The organism is Reyranella sp. (assembly GCF_965279465.1).
GTDB lineage: Bacteria > Pseudomonadota > Alphaproteobacteria > Reyranellales > Reyranellaceae > Reyranella.
In genome coordinates, this window is sequence record NZ_OZ257242.1 from 4,183,036 (window position 1) to 4,198,063 (window position 15,028).

General features: G+C 67.6%; 9 protein-coding genes. 8 read left to right on the top strand and 1 reads right to left on the bottom strand.

Annotated elements, in window-relative coordinates:
• Window positions 1-98 precede the first annotated feature (98 nt).
• The 8 genes from ACQY8M_RS20400 to ACQY8M_RS20435 all read left to right on the top strand — a co-directional run bounded on the left by ACQY8M_RS20400 (window position 99) and on the right by ACQY8M_RS20435 (window position 14,426).
• Window positions 99-3,980 carry a hydantoinase B/oxoprolinase family protein gene (locus ACQY8M_RS20400; protein WP_428658839.1) on the top strand — a complete coding sequence of 1,294 codons (3,882 nt, stop codon included), beginning with the start codon at window positions 99-101 and terminating at the stop codon, window positions 3,978-3,980.
• Window positions 3,981-3,982: 2 nt separating this feature from the next.
• Window positions 3,983-5,569: an ABC transporter substrate-binding protein gene (locus tag ACQY8M_RS20405; RefSeq protein ID WP_428658842.1), complete on the top strand. Its 1,587-nt coding sequence runs from the start codon at window positions 3,983-3,985 to the stop codon at window positions 5,567-5,569.
• A complete protein-coding gene (locus tag ACQY8M_RS20410) occupies window positions 5,569-6,576 on the top strand; it encodes an ABC transporter permease (protein WP_428658845.1) in 1,008 nt (335 codons plus the stop codon). Before ACQY8M_RS20405 ends, ACQY8M_RS20410 begins: the two co-directional genes overlap by 1 nt.
• Window positions 6,576-7,436: an ABC transporter permease gene (locus ACQY8M_RS20415; protein WP_428658848.1), complete on the top strand. Its 861-nt coding sequence runs from the start codon at window positions 6,576-6,578 to the stop codon at window positions 7,434-7,436. The genes ACQY8M_RS20410 and ACQY8M_RS20415 overlap by 1 nt, the downstream gene beginning before the upstream one ends.
• A 132-nt stretch (window positions 7,437-7,568) precedes the next feature.
• Window positions 7,569-8,552 (top strand): ABC transporter ATP-binding protein, encoded by a 984-nt coding sequence (locus ACQY8M_RS20420; protein WP_428658851.1) that lies wholly within the window; start codon window positions 7,569-7,571, stop codon window positions 8,550-8,552.
• Entirely contained in the window at window positions 8,549-9,508 is a 960-nt protein-coding gene (locus ACQY8M_RS20425; protein WP_428658854.1) for an oligopeptide/dipeptide ABC transporter ATP-binding protein, read from the top strand. Before ACQY8M_RS20420 ends, ACQY8M_RS20425 begins: the two co-directional genes overlap by 4 nt.
• A gap of 372 nt (window positions 9,509-9,880) precedes the next feature.
• Window positions 9,881-13,414 carry a beta strand repeat-containing protein gene (locus ACQY8M_RS20430; RefSeq protein WP_428658857.1) on the top strand — a complete coding sequence of 1,178 codons (3,534 nt, stop codon included), beginning with the start codon at window positions 9,881-9,883 and terminating at the stop codon, window positions 13,412-13,414.
• A gap of 301 nt (window positions 13,415-13,715) precedes the next feature.
• Window positions 13,716-14,426 (top strand): C40 family peptidase, encoded by a 711-nt coding sequence (locus tag ACQY8M_RS20435; RefSeq protein ID WP_428658860.1) that lies wholly within the window; start codon window positions 13,716-13,718, stop codon window positions 14,424-14,426.
• A gap of 19 nt (window positions 14,427-14,445) precedes the next feature.
• Here ACQY8M_RS20435 and ACQY8M_RS20440 read toward each other — a convergent pair whose 3' ends face one another.
• Window positions 14,446-14,925, bottom strand: coding sequence for a nuclear transport factor 2 family protein (locus ACQY8M_RS20440; protein ID WP_428658863.1), 480 nt, complete (start codon window positions 14,923-14,925; stop codon window positions 14,446-14,448).
• Window positions 14,926-15,028: the final 103 nt, after the last annotated feature.

A 15,028-nucleotide genomic window follows, 5' to 3' on the forward strand; every position in this document is an offset into this window, starting at 1 on the left:
ATGTGGCGATCTGAAGAAGAGCGGCTCTGGAGAGCCGCGCTCCCAGCGCGATTGCCGCGGCATAGGATTTGCGTGACGGCGTTCGGAAGGTGAAACCCATGGCTATCGATCCATCTACCGCACGCTATCGGCTCGGCTTCGACATCGGCGGCACCTTCACCGATTTCGTGCTGCTGGATGCGACGACGGGCGGCATTTCGCTGCACAAGTGCCTGACCACGCCGGAGGATCCGGCCGATGGTGCGCTCGACGGTATTCGCAGCATCTGCGCGGCGGCCGGCATCGCCGTGGCTGACATCGGCGAGCTGCTGCACGGCACAACCTTGGTCACGAACGCGCTGATCGAGGGGCGCGGCGCGCGGCTCGGGCTGCTGACGACGCGCGGCTTCCGCGACGTGCTCGAGCTCGGCATCGAGCAGCGCTACGACATCTACGACCTGTTCCTGAAGTTTCCCGATCCGCTGGTGCCGCGGCATCGCCGTCTCGAGATCGGCGAGCGCCTCGCCTACGACGGCCGCGTGCTCGAGCCGCTCGACGAGGCGGCAGTGCTGGCCGAAGGCACGCGGCTGGTCGCCGACGGCTGCTCGGCGATCGCGGTGTGCTTCCTGCACAGCTACGCCAATCCGGCGCACGAGCAGGCCGCCGGCCGCATCCTGCGCGAGGCTTTCCCCAACGTATCCATCAGCCTGTCGTCGGAAGTGGCACCGGAGATCCGCGAATACGAGCGGCTCGCCACGACCTGCGCCAACGCCTTCGTGCAGCCGCTGATGGATCGCTACATCGGCCGCCTGCTGCGCGAGCTCGACGCGCAGGGCTTTGCCGGCACCTTGCGGCTGATGCAGTCCGACGGCGGCCTTTGCGCACCGGAAGTCGCGCGCACCTTCCCGATCCGCCTGCTCGAGTCAGGTCCGGCTGGCGGCGCGCTCGCCACCGTGCTGTTCGCGCGCGAGGCCGGGCTGCCCGACGCCATCGCCTTCGACATGGGCGGCACGACGGCGAAATCCTGCCTGATCGAGAACGGCCGCGCCGCGGTCGTGCCGATGATGGAGACCGCCCGCGTGCGCCGCTTCCGGCGCGGCTCGGGCCTGCCGATCAAGGCGCCGGTGGTCGACATGATCGAGATCGGCGCCGGCGGCGGCTCGATCGCCGGCCTCGACGAGACCGGCCTGCTCAAGGTCGGTCCGCGCAGCGCCGGCGCGGCGCCCGGACCGGCCTGCTACGGCCAGGGCGGCGAGGAGGCGACTGTCACCGACGCCAACCTGCTGCTGGGCTACTACGACCCGGGCTTCTTCCTCGGCGGCAGCATGACGCTCGACAAGCCGGCGGCCGAAGCGGCGCTGGCGCGGCTCGGCGCGAAGCTCGGCCTGCCGGCGATCGAAACCGCGGCTGGCATCCACGCGGTGGTGTGCGAGGCGATGGCCGGTGCAGCCCGCGTGCATCTGATCGAGAAGGGCAGAGACCCGCGGCGCTACGCCATGGTGGCGTTCGGCGGCGCGGGGCCGGCGCATGCCGTGAGGGTCGCGCGCGTGCTGGGCATCGGGCAGGTCCTGATTCCACCAGCGTCAGGAGCGGCCTCGGCGCTCGGCTTCCTTGCGGCACCTTTGGCCTTCGAGCAGTCGCGCAGCGTGCTGACCTCGCTCGGCGCGGGCACCGACTGGGCACAGGCCAATGCCAATCTCGCCGAGCTCGAATCGCTGGCGCGCAGCCGCCTGCACGCGGCCGGCGTCGCCGACGCCGATGTGAAGGTCGAGCGCACCGCCGAGATGCGCCTCGTCGGCCAGCTCCACCAGATCATGGTGCGACTGCCCGAGGGGGCGCTCGCGGCCGACAGCCTGCCGGCGCTGACCGAGGCCTTCGCGGAGACCTATCGTACGCTCTACACCCGCGTGGTCGACGACGCCGAGATCGAGGTGCTGTCGTTCCGCGTCCGCGTCAGCAGCCCGGAGCCGCAGATCGCCCTGTCCGGTGCCGTTGCCGGCAATGCGGTCGGCGCGGCGCTCAAGGGCCATCGCCCCGCCTATTTCGACGGCAGGTTCCACGACACGCCGGTCTACGACCGTTATGCGCTCGCGCCCGGCCAGACCGTTGCCGGCCCGGCGATCGTCGAGGAGCGCGAGGCCACGACGGTGATTGCACCGGGCGACAGCCTGACGGTCGATGCCTCGCGCAACCTGCGCATCGCCGTCGCCGCCGCGCAGAACGCGCAGGCGATCGTGACGCCCGGCATGTCGCTTGAGGCGGCCAAGGCACGCATCGAGGCCGATCCGATCGGGCTCGAGATCATGTGGTCGCGCCTGATCTCGATCGTCGAGGAGATGTGGCAGACGGTCTGCCGCACCGCCTACTCGCTGATCATCTCGGAGAGCCAGGACTTCGCCAACGAGATCCTCGACCCGAAGGGCAACCCGCTGGCGCATAGCCCGCGCGCCATGCCGCTGTTCAACCTGACGCTGACGCGCTGCGTGCAAGCGTTGCTGGAGCACTTCCCGCCCGAGACGCTGCAGGAAGGCGACGTGCTGGTGACCAACGACCCGTGGCTCTGCGCCGGGCACCTGTTCGACATCGCCCTCGTGAGCCCGGTGTTCAGCAACGGCCGGCTGGTCGCGCTGATGGGCACGGTCGGGCACGTGAGCGACATCGGCGGCGTGAAGGATTCGACGGTGGTCCGCGAGCTGTTCGACGAGGGCGTTCTGATCCCGCCGATGAAGCTCTACGAGGCCGGCAAGCCCGACAAGTCGCTGTTGCGCATGCTGCACAGCAACGTGCGCAATCCCGACCAGGTGCTGGGCGACATCCAGTCGATGATCACCGCCAATGCGCTGGGCGGCCAGCGGCTGCTCGCCTTCATGGCCGAGTACGGGCTGGAGGATCTCGCGGCACTCGCCGCGGTCGTGCGGGCGCGCAGCGAGGCGGCGACGCGGGCAGCGATCCGCGCGGTGCCCGACGGCGTCTACGAGAGCGAGCTCGAGGCGCGGCCCGGCGCGGTCGAGCTGCTGCGCTTCAAGGTGCGGGTCCACAAGAAGGACGACACGATCCGTATCGAGCACGTCGACCCGCCGCCGGAGGTGCCGCGCGGCGGCGTGAACTGCACGATGAACGTCACCGCGGCACATTCGAGCTATCCGGTGAAGTGCATGCTGACGCCCAACGTGCGCGGCAATGCCGGGTGCTACGCGCCGATCACCGTGACGGCGGCGCCGCACACGTCGCTGAACTGCGATCCGCCGGCGGCGGTCGCCTATCGCACCCGGATCTCGTGGTGGATCGGGCCGAACCTCTATCGCGCGCTGGCGCCCGCGATCCCGGACAAGGTGCAGGCCTTCACGGGCATGCCCAAGGCCTTCGGCTTCTACGGCCGAAACCTGCAGGGCAGGGTCGCCTCCGACCATTTCTTCATGGGCGGAGGGCAGGGCGCCTCGCAGCGCCAGGACGGCAAGTCCGGCCTGCTGTTCCCGACCTCGGCCGCCAATACGCCGGTCGAGTTGCTGGAGAGCCGCATGCCGGTGGTGATCCTCGAGAAATCGCTGGTCGCCGACACCGGCGGGCCGGGTACGCGGCGCGGCGGCCTCGCCCAGCGCATGCGGGCGCGGCGGCTCGCGACCTCGAAGGATCCGATAACGGTCGGGCTGTTTCCGGAGGGCCACGGCATCCATGTGCAGGGCCTGTTCGGCGGGCTGCCGGGCGGCGGCGCGGTCGGCTTCGTGAAGCGGCCGGACGGCACGGTCCACAACGTGAATACCGGCGAGACGGTCACCATGACCGACGAACGGCTGGAGATCGATGCGACCATCGCCGGCGGCTCGGGCTTCGGACCGCCGCACGAGCGCGCGCTGGAAGACATCGCCGCCGACCTCGAGAACGGCTACATCACGTCCGAGGGCGCCGCGCGCGACTACGGCTGCGTGATGACCGCCGACGGACGGATCGACATCGAAGCAACCTTGCGCCAACGTGAGCTGACACCGAGCGGAGCGAAATGACGATGACCACCACCCGCCGCACCTTCCTTCACGGTGCCGCCGCCCTGCCGGCACTGGCACCCGGCATCAGCTGGGCATTCGACAAGGACGGCAACCGCAAGATCATGGTGTTCTCGGGCAACCAGGCGGTGCCGGTGCTCGATCCGCATATCCGCTACGACTGGTCGACGCGCATGATGCAGCAGTCGGTCTATGACGGGCTGCTGAAATACACCGGCACGCCACCGCGCGTGATTCCGTGGCTGGCCGAGAAGTGGGAGGAGTCGCCGGACGGCCTCACCTACACCTTCCACCTCGTGGGCAATGCCAAGTTCCACAACGGCGATCCGCTCGATGCAGAAGCCGTACGCTACTCCTTCGAGCGCGGGCTGAAGCTCAATGCAGGCGTCGCCTGGATGCTGAAGGATTTCCTCAAGCCGGAGAACATCAAGGCGGTCGATGCGCGGACGGTGACCTTCACGCTCGACAGGCCGTTCCAGCCGTTCATCGCCTATGTGCCGTGGTGGTATATCGTCAATCCCAAGCAGGTGGCCGCCAACACCGTCGACAACGACTACGGCAAGAAGTGGTTGACCGAGAACGAGGCCGGCTCCGGCCCGTTCAAGCTGAAGCGTTTCGATTCCACCGCGTTGATCCACCTCGACGCCGTGCCCGACTACTGGAAGGGCTGGCCGATGGGCGAGGCCAACCGGCTCTCCGGCGTGATCTACCGGATCGTCCGCGAGGCCGCCCCGCGTCGCGCCGGCCTGCAGCGGCGCGAGATGGACGTGATCGCCAACATGTCGCCCGATGACATGTCGCAGCTCGCCAAGCTGCCGGGTGTGCGCGCCGAGGATCATCCTGGTTCGACGACCTTCGGGATCAAGTTCAATTGCCAGACCGGCCCGACCGCGGACATCAACCTGCGCAAGGCGATCGCCTATGCCTTCGACTACGAGGCGCTGATCACCATCCACAACGGCGGCGCGCGGCTGATGACCAGCCCGTTCCCGCCTGATATGGCGGGCTACATTGCCGTTCCCGACATGCCGCGCAAGAACCTCGAGAAGGCCAAGGAGTTCCTCGCCGAGAGCAAGGTGCCGAACGGCGATATCGAGCTCGAGTACGTCCATGTCCAGGGCCTCGAGGACGCGCGCCGCATCGGCCTGGTGCTGCTCGACAGCCTGCGGCCGCTGAACATCAAGGTGAACATCGTGGGCCAGCCATGGCCCACCATGGTCGCGCGCGGCTCCAAGCCCGACACCTGCCCCAACATGATCTCGGTCTATGTGACGCCGGTCGCCACCGATCCCGACACCGTCGCCTACCAGTATCACCGCGATTCCTGGGGCCTCTATTACGGCATGTCGCATTACGAGAACGCCGAGGTCTGGAAGATGATCGGCGAGGCGCGCGGCATGACCGACAAGGACAAGCGCCTGGCGCTATATGGCGAGATCCAGAAGCGCATCGTGGCCGACCAGCCGGAGATCTTCGGCATGATCCCCAACCGCACCTGGGCGATGCGCGACTACGTGAAGGGCTTCGCCTTCAGCCCGATCTGGTTCACCGGCGAGGTCGACCTCTATCCGATGTGGATCGAGGGCTGATGTTCGCCTACCTGCTGCGCCGCTTCGCGCTGGCAGGGCTGATGCTGTTCGGTCTGATCTGCCTCACCTTCATCATCGCCAATGTCGCGCCCTCGGATCCCGCGGTATTGGCCGCGGGGCCCGATGCCGGACGATCCCAGATCGAGCAGGCGCGGCGCGAGTACGGGCTCGACAAGCCGTTGCCCGAGCAGTTCCTGCGCTACGTGACCGATCTGGCGCGGGGCGACTTCGGCCGCAGCATCGCCACTGGCCGTCCGGTCGGCAGCGATCTCGCGCGCTATTTCCCTGCGACCCTGGAACTCTGCCTTTTGGCGATGGCGATCGGGCTCGTCGTCGGCATCTCGCTCGGCATGCTCTCGGCGCTGTTCAAGGACCAGTGGCTCGACCACATCACGCGAATCTTCGCCGTGTCGGGAATAGCGCTGCCGCCGTTCTGGTTCGGCCTGCTGCTGCAGCTCGGCTTCGCCGTCTGGCTCGGCTGGCTGCCGACCAGCGGCCGGATCGGCGTGTCGACCGATCCGGGCGACCCGATCACCGGAATGCTGCTGATCGACGCCCTGCTGCGCGGCGACGGGGCGCTGTTCTGGCAGGGGCTGTCGTACATTCTCCTGCCGGCGCTGGTGCTGTCGCTGCCCTGCCTCGCCTCGATCCTGAGGGTGAACCGCAGCGAGATGGTGGAGTCGTTGCGCGCCGACTACATCACCTCCGCCCGCGCCCACGGCGTGGCGCCGTGGCGGCTGGTGACGGTGCACGCGCTCAAGAACGCCATGCTGCCGACTCTCGCGATCATCGGCCTGCGCTGGGGCTGGATGATGAGCAGCACGGTGCTGGTCGAGACCGTGTTCGACTGGCCGGGGATCGGGCTCTACGCGGTGTCCTCCGCGATCGCCGGAGACTTCAAGCCGGTGATGGGCGTGACGCTGATCGTCGGCCTGAATTTCATGCTGGTGAATCTCGTCGTCGACCTTCTGTACGGCGTGCTCGACCCGCGCCTGAGGGATGCCTGATGGCCGCCTCGCGCGGGATGCGGCTTGCCGCCTGGCATTTCCGCCGCAGCTTCGCCTCCTCGCTCGGCTTGGGCCTGGTTGCGATAATCGTGCTGCTGGCGCTGCTCGGTCCGTGGATCGTGCCCTATCCGGATGACGTCGCCGGCGGGGTCAACCTGACCGGCAAGCTGCAGTCGCCCAGTGCGGCGCACTGGTTCGGCACCGACGAGGTCGGCAACGACATCCTGACCCGGGTCATCATCGGCGCGCGCCTGTCGCTGCTGGTCGGCATCGGCATCACCTTCGCCGCCGCCGCGATCGGCGTGCCGCTCGGCATCCTGGCCGGCACCGCGGGCGGCAAGGTGCGCGAGACCATCATGCGGATCACCGACCTGTTCCTCTCGGTGCCCGGCCTCGTGCTGGCGATCGCCCTGGTCGCGGCACTCGGGCCCGGCATCGTCAACGCCATGATCGCGCTGGTGCTGGTGTGGTGGCCGGGCTACGTGCGGCTCGCCGAATCCAAGGCGCTCTCGATCCGCGGCGAGCCGTTCATCGAGGCCGCCCGCGTCGCCGGCGCGCCCGGTCTGCGCATCCTGTGGCGGCACGTGCTGCCCAACAGCATCTCGCCGATCATCGTCAAGATGAGCATGGACATCGGCCAGGCGATCCTCGCGGTTGCCTCGCTGGGCTTCATCGGGCTGGGTGCCAAACCGCCGACGCCGGAGTGGGGCGCGATGATCTCGATCGCGCGCGGCTACCTGCCCGACTGGTGGTGGTACGCCGTCTATCCGGGCGCGTTCATCTACGCCAGCGTGCTCGGCTTCAACCTGCTGGGCGACGGCCTGCGCGACATCCTCGACCCGCGAAGCCACCGCGGATGAGGCTGGCCGCATGAGCTCCTCCTCTGTCGTCCTGAGCGCAGCGAAGGACCTCACGCCAGCCCCGCGGCCCGTGTCTGATCGGTCGGTGAGGTCCTTCGCTGCGCTCAGGACGACAACGAAGAGCGCTTTCCGATGAGCCTCGTCGAGATCCGTGATTACCGGCTGGCGTTCGACACGTTCGACGGCACCTTGCACGTGCTCGACGGCATCGACCTGTCGCTCGATTCGGGCCAGACGCTGGGCATCGTCGGCGAAACCGGCTGCGGCAAGTCGGTGCTGGCGCGCAGCCTCTTGCGGCTGAACGAGTCGCCGCCGGCGCGGGTCGTGTCGGGCGCCATCCTGTTCGAGGGTCAGGACGTGCTCGGCCTGCCCGATAAGGCGATGCGCCGGCTGCGCGGCCGCCGCATCGCCATGGTCTTCCAGGATCCGGCGAGCTACCTCAATCCGCTGCTGGCGATCGGCACGCAGATGGAGGACGCGATCCGCGGCCAGGAGGCGGCGGCGGGCGAGGTGAAGCGCTCGCGCCGCGCCCTCCGCGAGCAGGCCGCCGGGCTGCTGGCCTCGGTCGGCCTCGCCGAGCCGCACCGCCTGCTCGCCAGCCATCCGCATCAGCTCTCGGGCGGCATGCGCCAGAGGGTGCTGATCGCCATGGCGCTGGCGGGTAATCCGAGCGTGCTGGTAGCCGACGAGCCGACCACGGCGCTCGACGTGACGGTGCAGGCGCAGGTGCTGGCGCTGATCGCCGGGCTGGTGAAGGAGCGCGGGCTGGCGCTGATGCTGATCAGCCACGACCTCGGCGTCGTCGCGGCGAGCTGCGCGCGGGTCGCGGTGATGTATGCCGGCACGGTGGTCGAGGAGGCGCCGACCGCCGGGCTGCTGGCCCATCCGCGCCATCCCTACGCGCAGGGGCTGATCGCCGCGGTACCCGACATCGACAACCCGGCGCACAAGCCGCGCGGCATTCCCGGCAGCATCCCCAACCTGCTGACGCCGCCGGCCGGCTGCCGCTTCCATCCGCGCTGTGCGCTGGCGACCGATGTTTGCCGCAACACCAAGCCGATCCTGCGCGAGCTCGCGCCGGCGCATCGCGTCGCCTGCCATCACGCCACGTCATGACTGCGCTCCTCGACGCCACCGGCCTGGCCAAGACCTACGCTCTGCCGCGCACGGCGTTCCAGCCGGCACGCAGGTTGACCGCCGTGGCGCACGTCGATCTCTCGCTGGCGCCGGGCGCGACGCTCGGGCTGGTTGGCGAGAGCGGCTGCGGCAAGTCCACCCTCGCGCGGCTGCTGCTGCGGCTGACGCCGGTCAGCGCCGGGCGCATCCTGTTCAACGGCCAGGACATCACGGCACTTCCGGAGTCGTCGTTGCGCCCGCTGCGCCGCCGGCTGCAGCTCGTGCACCAGAACCCGTCGGCCGCGCTCGACCCGCGGCTCACGGCGGCCGCCGCTGTCGCCGAGCCGCTGGTCATCCAGCGCCTCGCCAGCGGCTCGGAGCTCGACGACCGCGTGCGGCAGCTCTTCGCCGAGGTCGGGCTCGGGCCGGAGTTCCTGCGCCGCTATCCGCACGAGCTCTCGGGCGGCCAGAAGCAGCGCGTCTGCATTGCCCGCGCGCTCGCGCCGGAGCCGCAGCTGCTGGTGCTCGACGAGCCGACCAGCGCGCTCGATGTCAGCGTGCAGGCCCAGATGCTCGACATGCTGGCCGAGCTGCGCGCCCGCCGCGGCCTCACCTACCTGTTCATCAGCCACAATCTCGCGGTGGTGCGCCAGGTCTGCGCCGAAGTGGCGGTGATGTATCTCGGACGGATCGTCGAGCAGGGCAGCGCCGAGCAGGTCCTCGGCGCGCCGCGCCATCCCTACACCCAGGCGCTGCTCGCGTCGGTGCCGCGCCTCCACGCCGGCACCGTGCCCCCCGCCACGCCGAGCGAGCCGCCCAATCCGGCGGACCTGCCGTCCGGCTGCACCTTCCACCCGCGCTGCCGCCGCGCCGAGCCCGCCTGCCGCACCGGCAATCCGCCGCCGCTGGTGAACGGGCTCGCCTGCCCGCCGGTAGCGCTCGCGTCGGTGCGCTGAGAATCGCGGAATTCTTCTCCCGCCGCGGCGCTCGAGCCTAGGCAAAAGAGTCGGCTGCGCATTTTTTGAGCTTCGAGCGCGCTCATCAAGAAATCGGTTCTTCATATACAGAAATACGCGACTGCGGGGAAAACCTGTTTTTGATACCAGCGAGAACGGCGGTTATGCCACAAAAAAATCACCACCGTCGTTCTCGAAAAAGAAAACTTTCTGTGGCGAGGCCATTCAGCTGGGAAACCCACGAAACGTAAATGTGGGTTGCACAACATATGCGGGACATCCAAGGCTATTACACCGGCAGCGCTTTCCGGAGTTTGTGGAAGTCATTTTTCAAGTTTTGCGTACCCACATAATTATTCCCAGGAGAAAGAAATGGCCATTTTCACGGGTACAGCCGCCGACGAAACAATCACCCCGCTGTTCGTCTCGGCCACGGTAACACGCATTCCTGCAGGATCGTTCCCCGGCGCGGGCGCCGACTCGCTCGATGGCGGTGGCGGCGATGACACGCTGGACGGTGGCGCCGGCGACGATTCGCTGATCGGCGACACCGGCGACGACTCGCTGAGCGGCGGCAGCGGCAACGACACGCTGAGCGGCGGCGACGGCAACGACACGCTGAATGGCGGCACGGGCGCCGACAACATGAACGGCGGCTTTGGCGACGACACCTACATCGTCGACAACGTCGGCGATGTGGCGAGCGAGGTGGCGGGCGGCACCGACACGGTGCAGGCCTCGATCACGCACACGCTGTCGGTGAACCTGGAGAACCTGACCCTGACCGGCGCCGACGCGATCAACGGCACCGGCAATGCCAAGGACAACCTCATCATCGGCAACGACGCCAACAACGGCCTGTCGGGCCTCGCGGGCAACGACACGTTGAAGGGTGCGGGCGGCACCGACAGGCTGCTCGGCGGCGACGGCAACGACGTCCTGGTTGGCGGCACGGGCGCCGACAGCATGGCCGGCGGCGCAGGCAACGACACCTACTACGTCGACGACGCCGGCGATACCGCGGTCGAGGCGAGCGGCGCGGGGACCGATCTGGTCTTCAGCTCGATCAGCTACAGCCTGGCCGGCCAGTATACCGAGAACCTGACCCTGACCGGCAGCTCGAACATCGACGCCACCGGCAACTCGCTGGCCAACACGTTGACCGGCAATTCGGGCAACAACGTCCTGTCGGGCCTTTCGGGCAACGACACGCTGAGCGGCGGCGACGGCAACGACACGCTGAATGGCGGCACGGGCGCCGACAACATGGACGGCGGCTTCGGCGACGACACCTACATCGTCGACAACGCGGGCGATGTGGCCGGCGAGGTGGCGGGGGGCACCGACACGGTGCAGTCCTCGATCACGCACACGCTGTCGGTGAACCTGGAGAACCTGACCCTGACCGGCGCCAACGCGATCAACGGCACCGGCAATGCCAAGGACAACCTCATCATCGGCAACGACGCCAACAACGTCCTGTCGGGCCTCGCGGGCAACGACACGTTGAAGGGCGCCGGCGGCGCCGACACGCTGCTCGGCGGCGACGGCAACGACGCCCTGGTTGGCGGCACGGGCGCCGACAGCATGGCCGGCGGCGCGGGCAACGACACCTACTATGTCGACGACGCCGGCGATACCGCGATCGAGGCGAACGTCGCGGGGACCGATCTGGTCTTCAGCTCGGTCAGCTACAGCCTGGCCGGCCAGTATGTCGAGAACCTGACCCTGACCGGCAGCTCGAACATCAACGCCATCGGCAACTCGCTGGCCAACACGTTGACCGGCAATTCGGGCAACAATGTCCTGAACGGCTCGACCGGCGCAGACGTGATGGCCGGCGGCGCGGGCAACGACACTTACTTTGTCGATAATGCCGGCGACAGCACGGTCGAGGCGAACGGCGCGGGGACCGATCAGGTCTTCAGCTCGATCAGCTACAGCCTGGCCGGCCAGTATGTCGAGAACCTGACCTTGACCGGCAGCGGGAACACCAACGGCATCGGCAACTCGCTGGCCAACGTGATCTCCGGCAACAGCGGCAACAACGTCCTGTCGGGCCTTTCCGGCGCCGACACGCTGATCGGCGGCGACGGCAACGATACGCTCGACGGCGGCACGGGCGCCGACAACATGGATGGCGGTTTCGGCAACGACACCTACATCGTCGACAACGCCGGCGACGTGGCGGGCGAAGTGGCCGCCGGCGTCGACACGGTGCAGGCCTCGGTCACGCACACGCTGTCGGTGAACCTCGAGAACCTGACCCTGACCGGATCGGCCTCGATCAGCGGCACTGGCAACGCCAAGGACAACGTGATCACCGGCAACAGCGGCAACAACGTCCTGTCGGGCCTTGCCGGCGACGACACGCTGAGCGGCGGCGATGGCAACGACACGCTGGACGGCGGCACGGGCGCCGACAACATGGATGGCGGTTTCGGCAACGACACCTACATCGTCGACAGCGCCGCCGACGTGGCCGGCGAGGTCGCGGGCGGCACTGACACGGTGCAGGCCTCGGTCACGCACACGCTGTCGGTGAACCTCGAGAACCTGACCCTGACCGGATCGGCCGCGATCAACGGCACCGGTAACTCCAAGGGCAACGTGATCACCGGCAACAGCGGCAACAACGTCCTGTCGGGCCTTGTCGGGGTCGACACGCTGATCGGCGGCGATGGCAACGACACGCTGGATGGCGGCACGAACGCCGACAACATGAACGGCGGCTTCGGCAACGATCTCTACATCGTCGACAATGCCGGCGACGTGGCGGCCGAGGTGGCGGGCGGCACCGATACCGTGCAGGCCTCGGTCACGCACACCCTCTCGACGAACATCGAGAACCTGACCCTGACCGGGGCCGCCGCGATCAACGGCACCGGCAATGCGCTCGACAACCTGATCGTCGGCAACGCCGCCAACAATGTCCTGTCGGGCCTTGCGGGCGACGATTCGCTGAAGGGTGCCGGCGGTGCCGACTCGCTGAGCGGCGGCGACGGCAACGACAGGCTGGACGGCGGCACGGGCGCCGACAGCATGGACGGGGGCTTCGGCGACGACACCTACATCGTCGACAATGTCGGCGACGTGGCCGGCGAGGTCGCCGGCGGCGTCGACACCGTCCAGTCGTCGATCACGCACACGCTGTCGGTGAACCTCGAGAACCTGACCTTGACCGGAGCGGGCGCGATCAACGGCACCGGCAACGCCAAGGACAACGTGATCACCGGCAACAGCGGCAACAACGTCCTGTCGGGCCTCGACGGCAACGACACGCTGAATGGCGGCGCGGGCATCGACAACATGAACGGCGGCTTCGGCAACGACACCTACATCGTCGACAACGCCGGCGACGTGGCCGCCGAAGTGGCCGGTGGCATCGACACCGTGCAGTCTTCGGTCTCGTACACGCTGTCGACGAACCTGGAGAACCTGACCCTGACCGGGGCCGCCGCCATCAACGGCACCGGCAATGGGCTCGGCAACGTCATCACCGGCAACAGCGCCGACAATGTCCTGTCTGGCCTCGGCGGAAACGACAAGTTCATCACCGGCGGCGGAAACGACGCGCTGATCGGCGGTGACGGCAACGACACCTTCCAGTTCGATACCCCTCTCGTTGCCGACAACTTCGTGACCATTGTCGACTTCACCGTCGGGGCCGACAATGTCGCGCTGAGCTCGTCGATCTTCAGCCAGGCGGGCCCGGTCGGCGTGCTGGCGGCGAGCGCCTTCTTCCTCGGTGCAGCCGCAAGCGATGCCTCGGACCGGATCGGCTACGACTCGGCCACCGGAAACATGCTGTACGACGCCGATGGCAATGGCGCCCAGGCTGCAGTCGCGTTCGGGTCGGTTACCCCTGGCCTCGCCATGACGGCGAACCAGTTCACGATCGTGTAGCGCGATCGCCGGCGGGCACGCCGGCTGACTGACAGGGTGACGGGCGCATCTCGCGAGATGCGCCCGTTGCTATTTCAAGAGCGCATTCCCTGCCCGCAATCATGGCAGAGCACGGGCTGGCGATTTCCCGCCTGTGGACAAGCCACATGAAGCGAGTCCCGAAAAGCAAGCAAAATCAACGCTCAGCCGTCCGAAGGTGTTGTGGCAACTTTGCAACATTTGTTGGACGGAAGAACCGCCTTTCGACACTATGGGGGTAGGCCGCTGGCCGCCTTGCCTTAGTCCCGAGGGGGAGAAGTTCATGGCGTTGGGAAGCGGGCGCTACACGCGCTCGAGCGTACGAGTCTTTGGCCGGGCGACAGCCTGGTCGGTCGCGGTGCTGGCCGCTCTGATGCTGTTCGGGACAGCGGGTGTTCTTTCCCCCGCGATCGCCCAGGTCAAGGCGCCGGCCAAGTCGAAGCTGAAACCTCCGGCGAAGGCCGCTCATAAGGCAGCGCCCCAAGCCGATCCGACGGACAGTGTCGCCGATCAGCTCAATGCCAAATGGCAGCAGGAGAACGGCGCGTTCGCCGGTTTCACACAGGCGAAGCCCGCAGTGGTCCCAGCTTCGTTTGCCACCCCCGCGGTCGCAAACGATTGGGGTGACCGCCTGGTCTCGCGCGCCATGCAATACCTGGGCACGCCCTATCGCAATGGCGGCATCTCGCCCAGCACGGGCTTCGACTGCAGCGGCTTTGTCTATTACCTCTACGGCGCGGTCTTTGGACAGAACATCCCGCGCATGCCGGACGGCATGGCGCGCGAGGGCGCTGCGGTCGCACGCAGCGACCTGCAGCGCGGCGACATCGTCTTCTTCGGCCATCGCGGCACCTTCACCCACGTCGGCATCTATGCCGGCAACGGCCAGTTCGTTCACGCCACGCATCGCGGCTCGCCCGTCTCGGTCACGGCCCTCGACTCCGACTACTACCGCCAGCACTACATGACGGCGGTGAGGCTATCGCCGCGGTAGCAGGAGCGCCGTGCGTCCCTCAAGACGCAAGCGACATCACCATGGCGGTGTCGGTCGATTGACGAAAATCGACGATCTTGCCGTCGCGAAAGGTGATCATGTCGACGACATCGATGGTCGCAGACTTATTGGTCGGAACAAACGTCACCTGGGCCGTCCATGCCAACGCCAACTTGTGCCCATCGACCATGAGCGACGTCTCCTTCCAATCGGCAAAGCGCCAATGGTCGATCAGCTGCCCGATCGCCTCCCGCACCGCGGCCTTGCCGCAGCAGTCCTGGCTCATCGCCGGAACGCCGGTGCCGCGGCCGTTCAATACGAAGACCGCGTCCTCGGCCAGGTCCTTTACCGTCCCGTCGAGATCTCCCCGTATGCGCGCTGCATAAAGTGACCTTATTGTTTGTTCCATATGGGCTCGACTGATCATGCCTCTCCCCGTAGTTGTTGCCGCACAAGAGTGGCCTGCAACACTGGGATGCATAACCAGAATGTCACTCAACGGTCCTTTAACCTGCCCAGCCAGTTGCCTGCGCATGATGCGGCGCCGGTGGAGTTGAACGAGGGGAGAGCCGAACCAAGGATTTGGGTCGGCCGATCATCTC

Excerpts from the sequence above, each read along its gene's own strand:
- ACQY8M_RS20400 (WP_428658839.1), top strand. The coding sequence starts at position 99 with ATGGCTATCGATCCATCTACCGCACGCTATCGGCTCGGCTTCGACATC.
- ACQY8M_RS20405 (WP_428658842.1), top strand. The coding sequence starts at position 3,983 with ATGACCACCACCCGCCGCACCTTCCTTCACGGTGCCGCCGCCCTGCCG.
- ACQY8M_RS20410 (WP_428658845.1), top strand. The coding sequence starts at position 5,569 with ATGTTCGCCTACCTGCTGCGCCGCTTCGCGCTGGCAGGGCTGATGCTG.
- ACQY8M_RS20415 (WP_428658848.1), top strand. The coding sequence starts at position 6,576 with ATGGCCGCCTCGCGCGGGATGCGGCTTGCCGCCTGGCATTTCCGCCGC.
- ACQY8M_RS20420 (WP_428658851.1), top strand. The coding sequence starts at position 7,569 with ATGAGCCTCGTCGAGATCCGTGATTACCGGCTGGCGTTCGACACGTTC.
- ACQY8M_RS20425 (WP_428658854.1), top strand. The coding sequence starts at position 8,549 with ATGACTGCGCTCCTCGACGCCACCGGCCTGGCCAAGACCTACGCTCTG.
- ACQY8M_RS20430 (WP_428658857.1), top strand. The coding sequence starts at position 9,881 with ATGGCCATTTTCACGGGTACAGCCGCCGACGAAACAATCACCCCGCTG.
- ACQY8M_RS20435 (WP_428658860.1), top strand. The coding sequence starts at position 13,716 with ATGGCGTTGGGAAGCGGGCGCTACACGCGCTCGAGCGTACGAGTCTTT.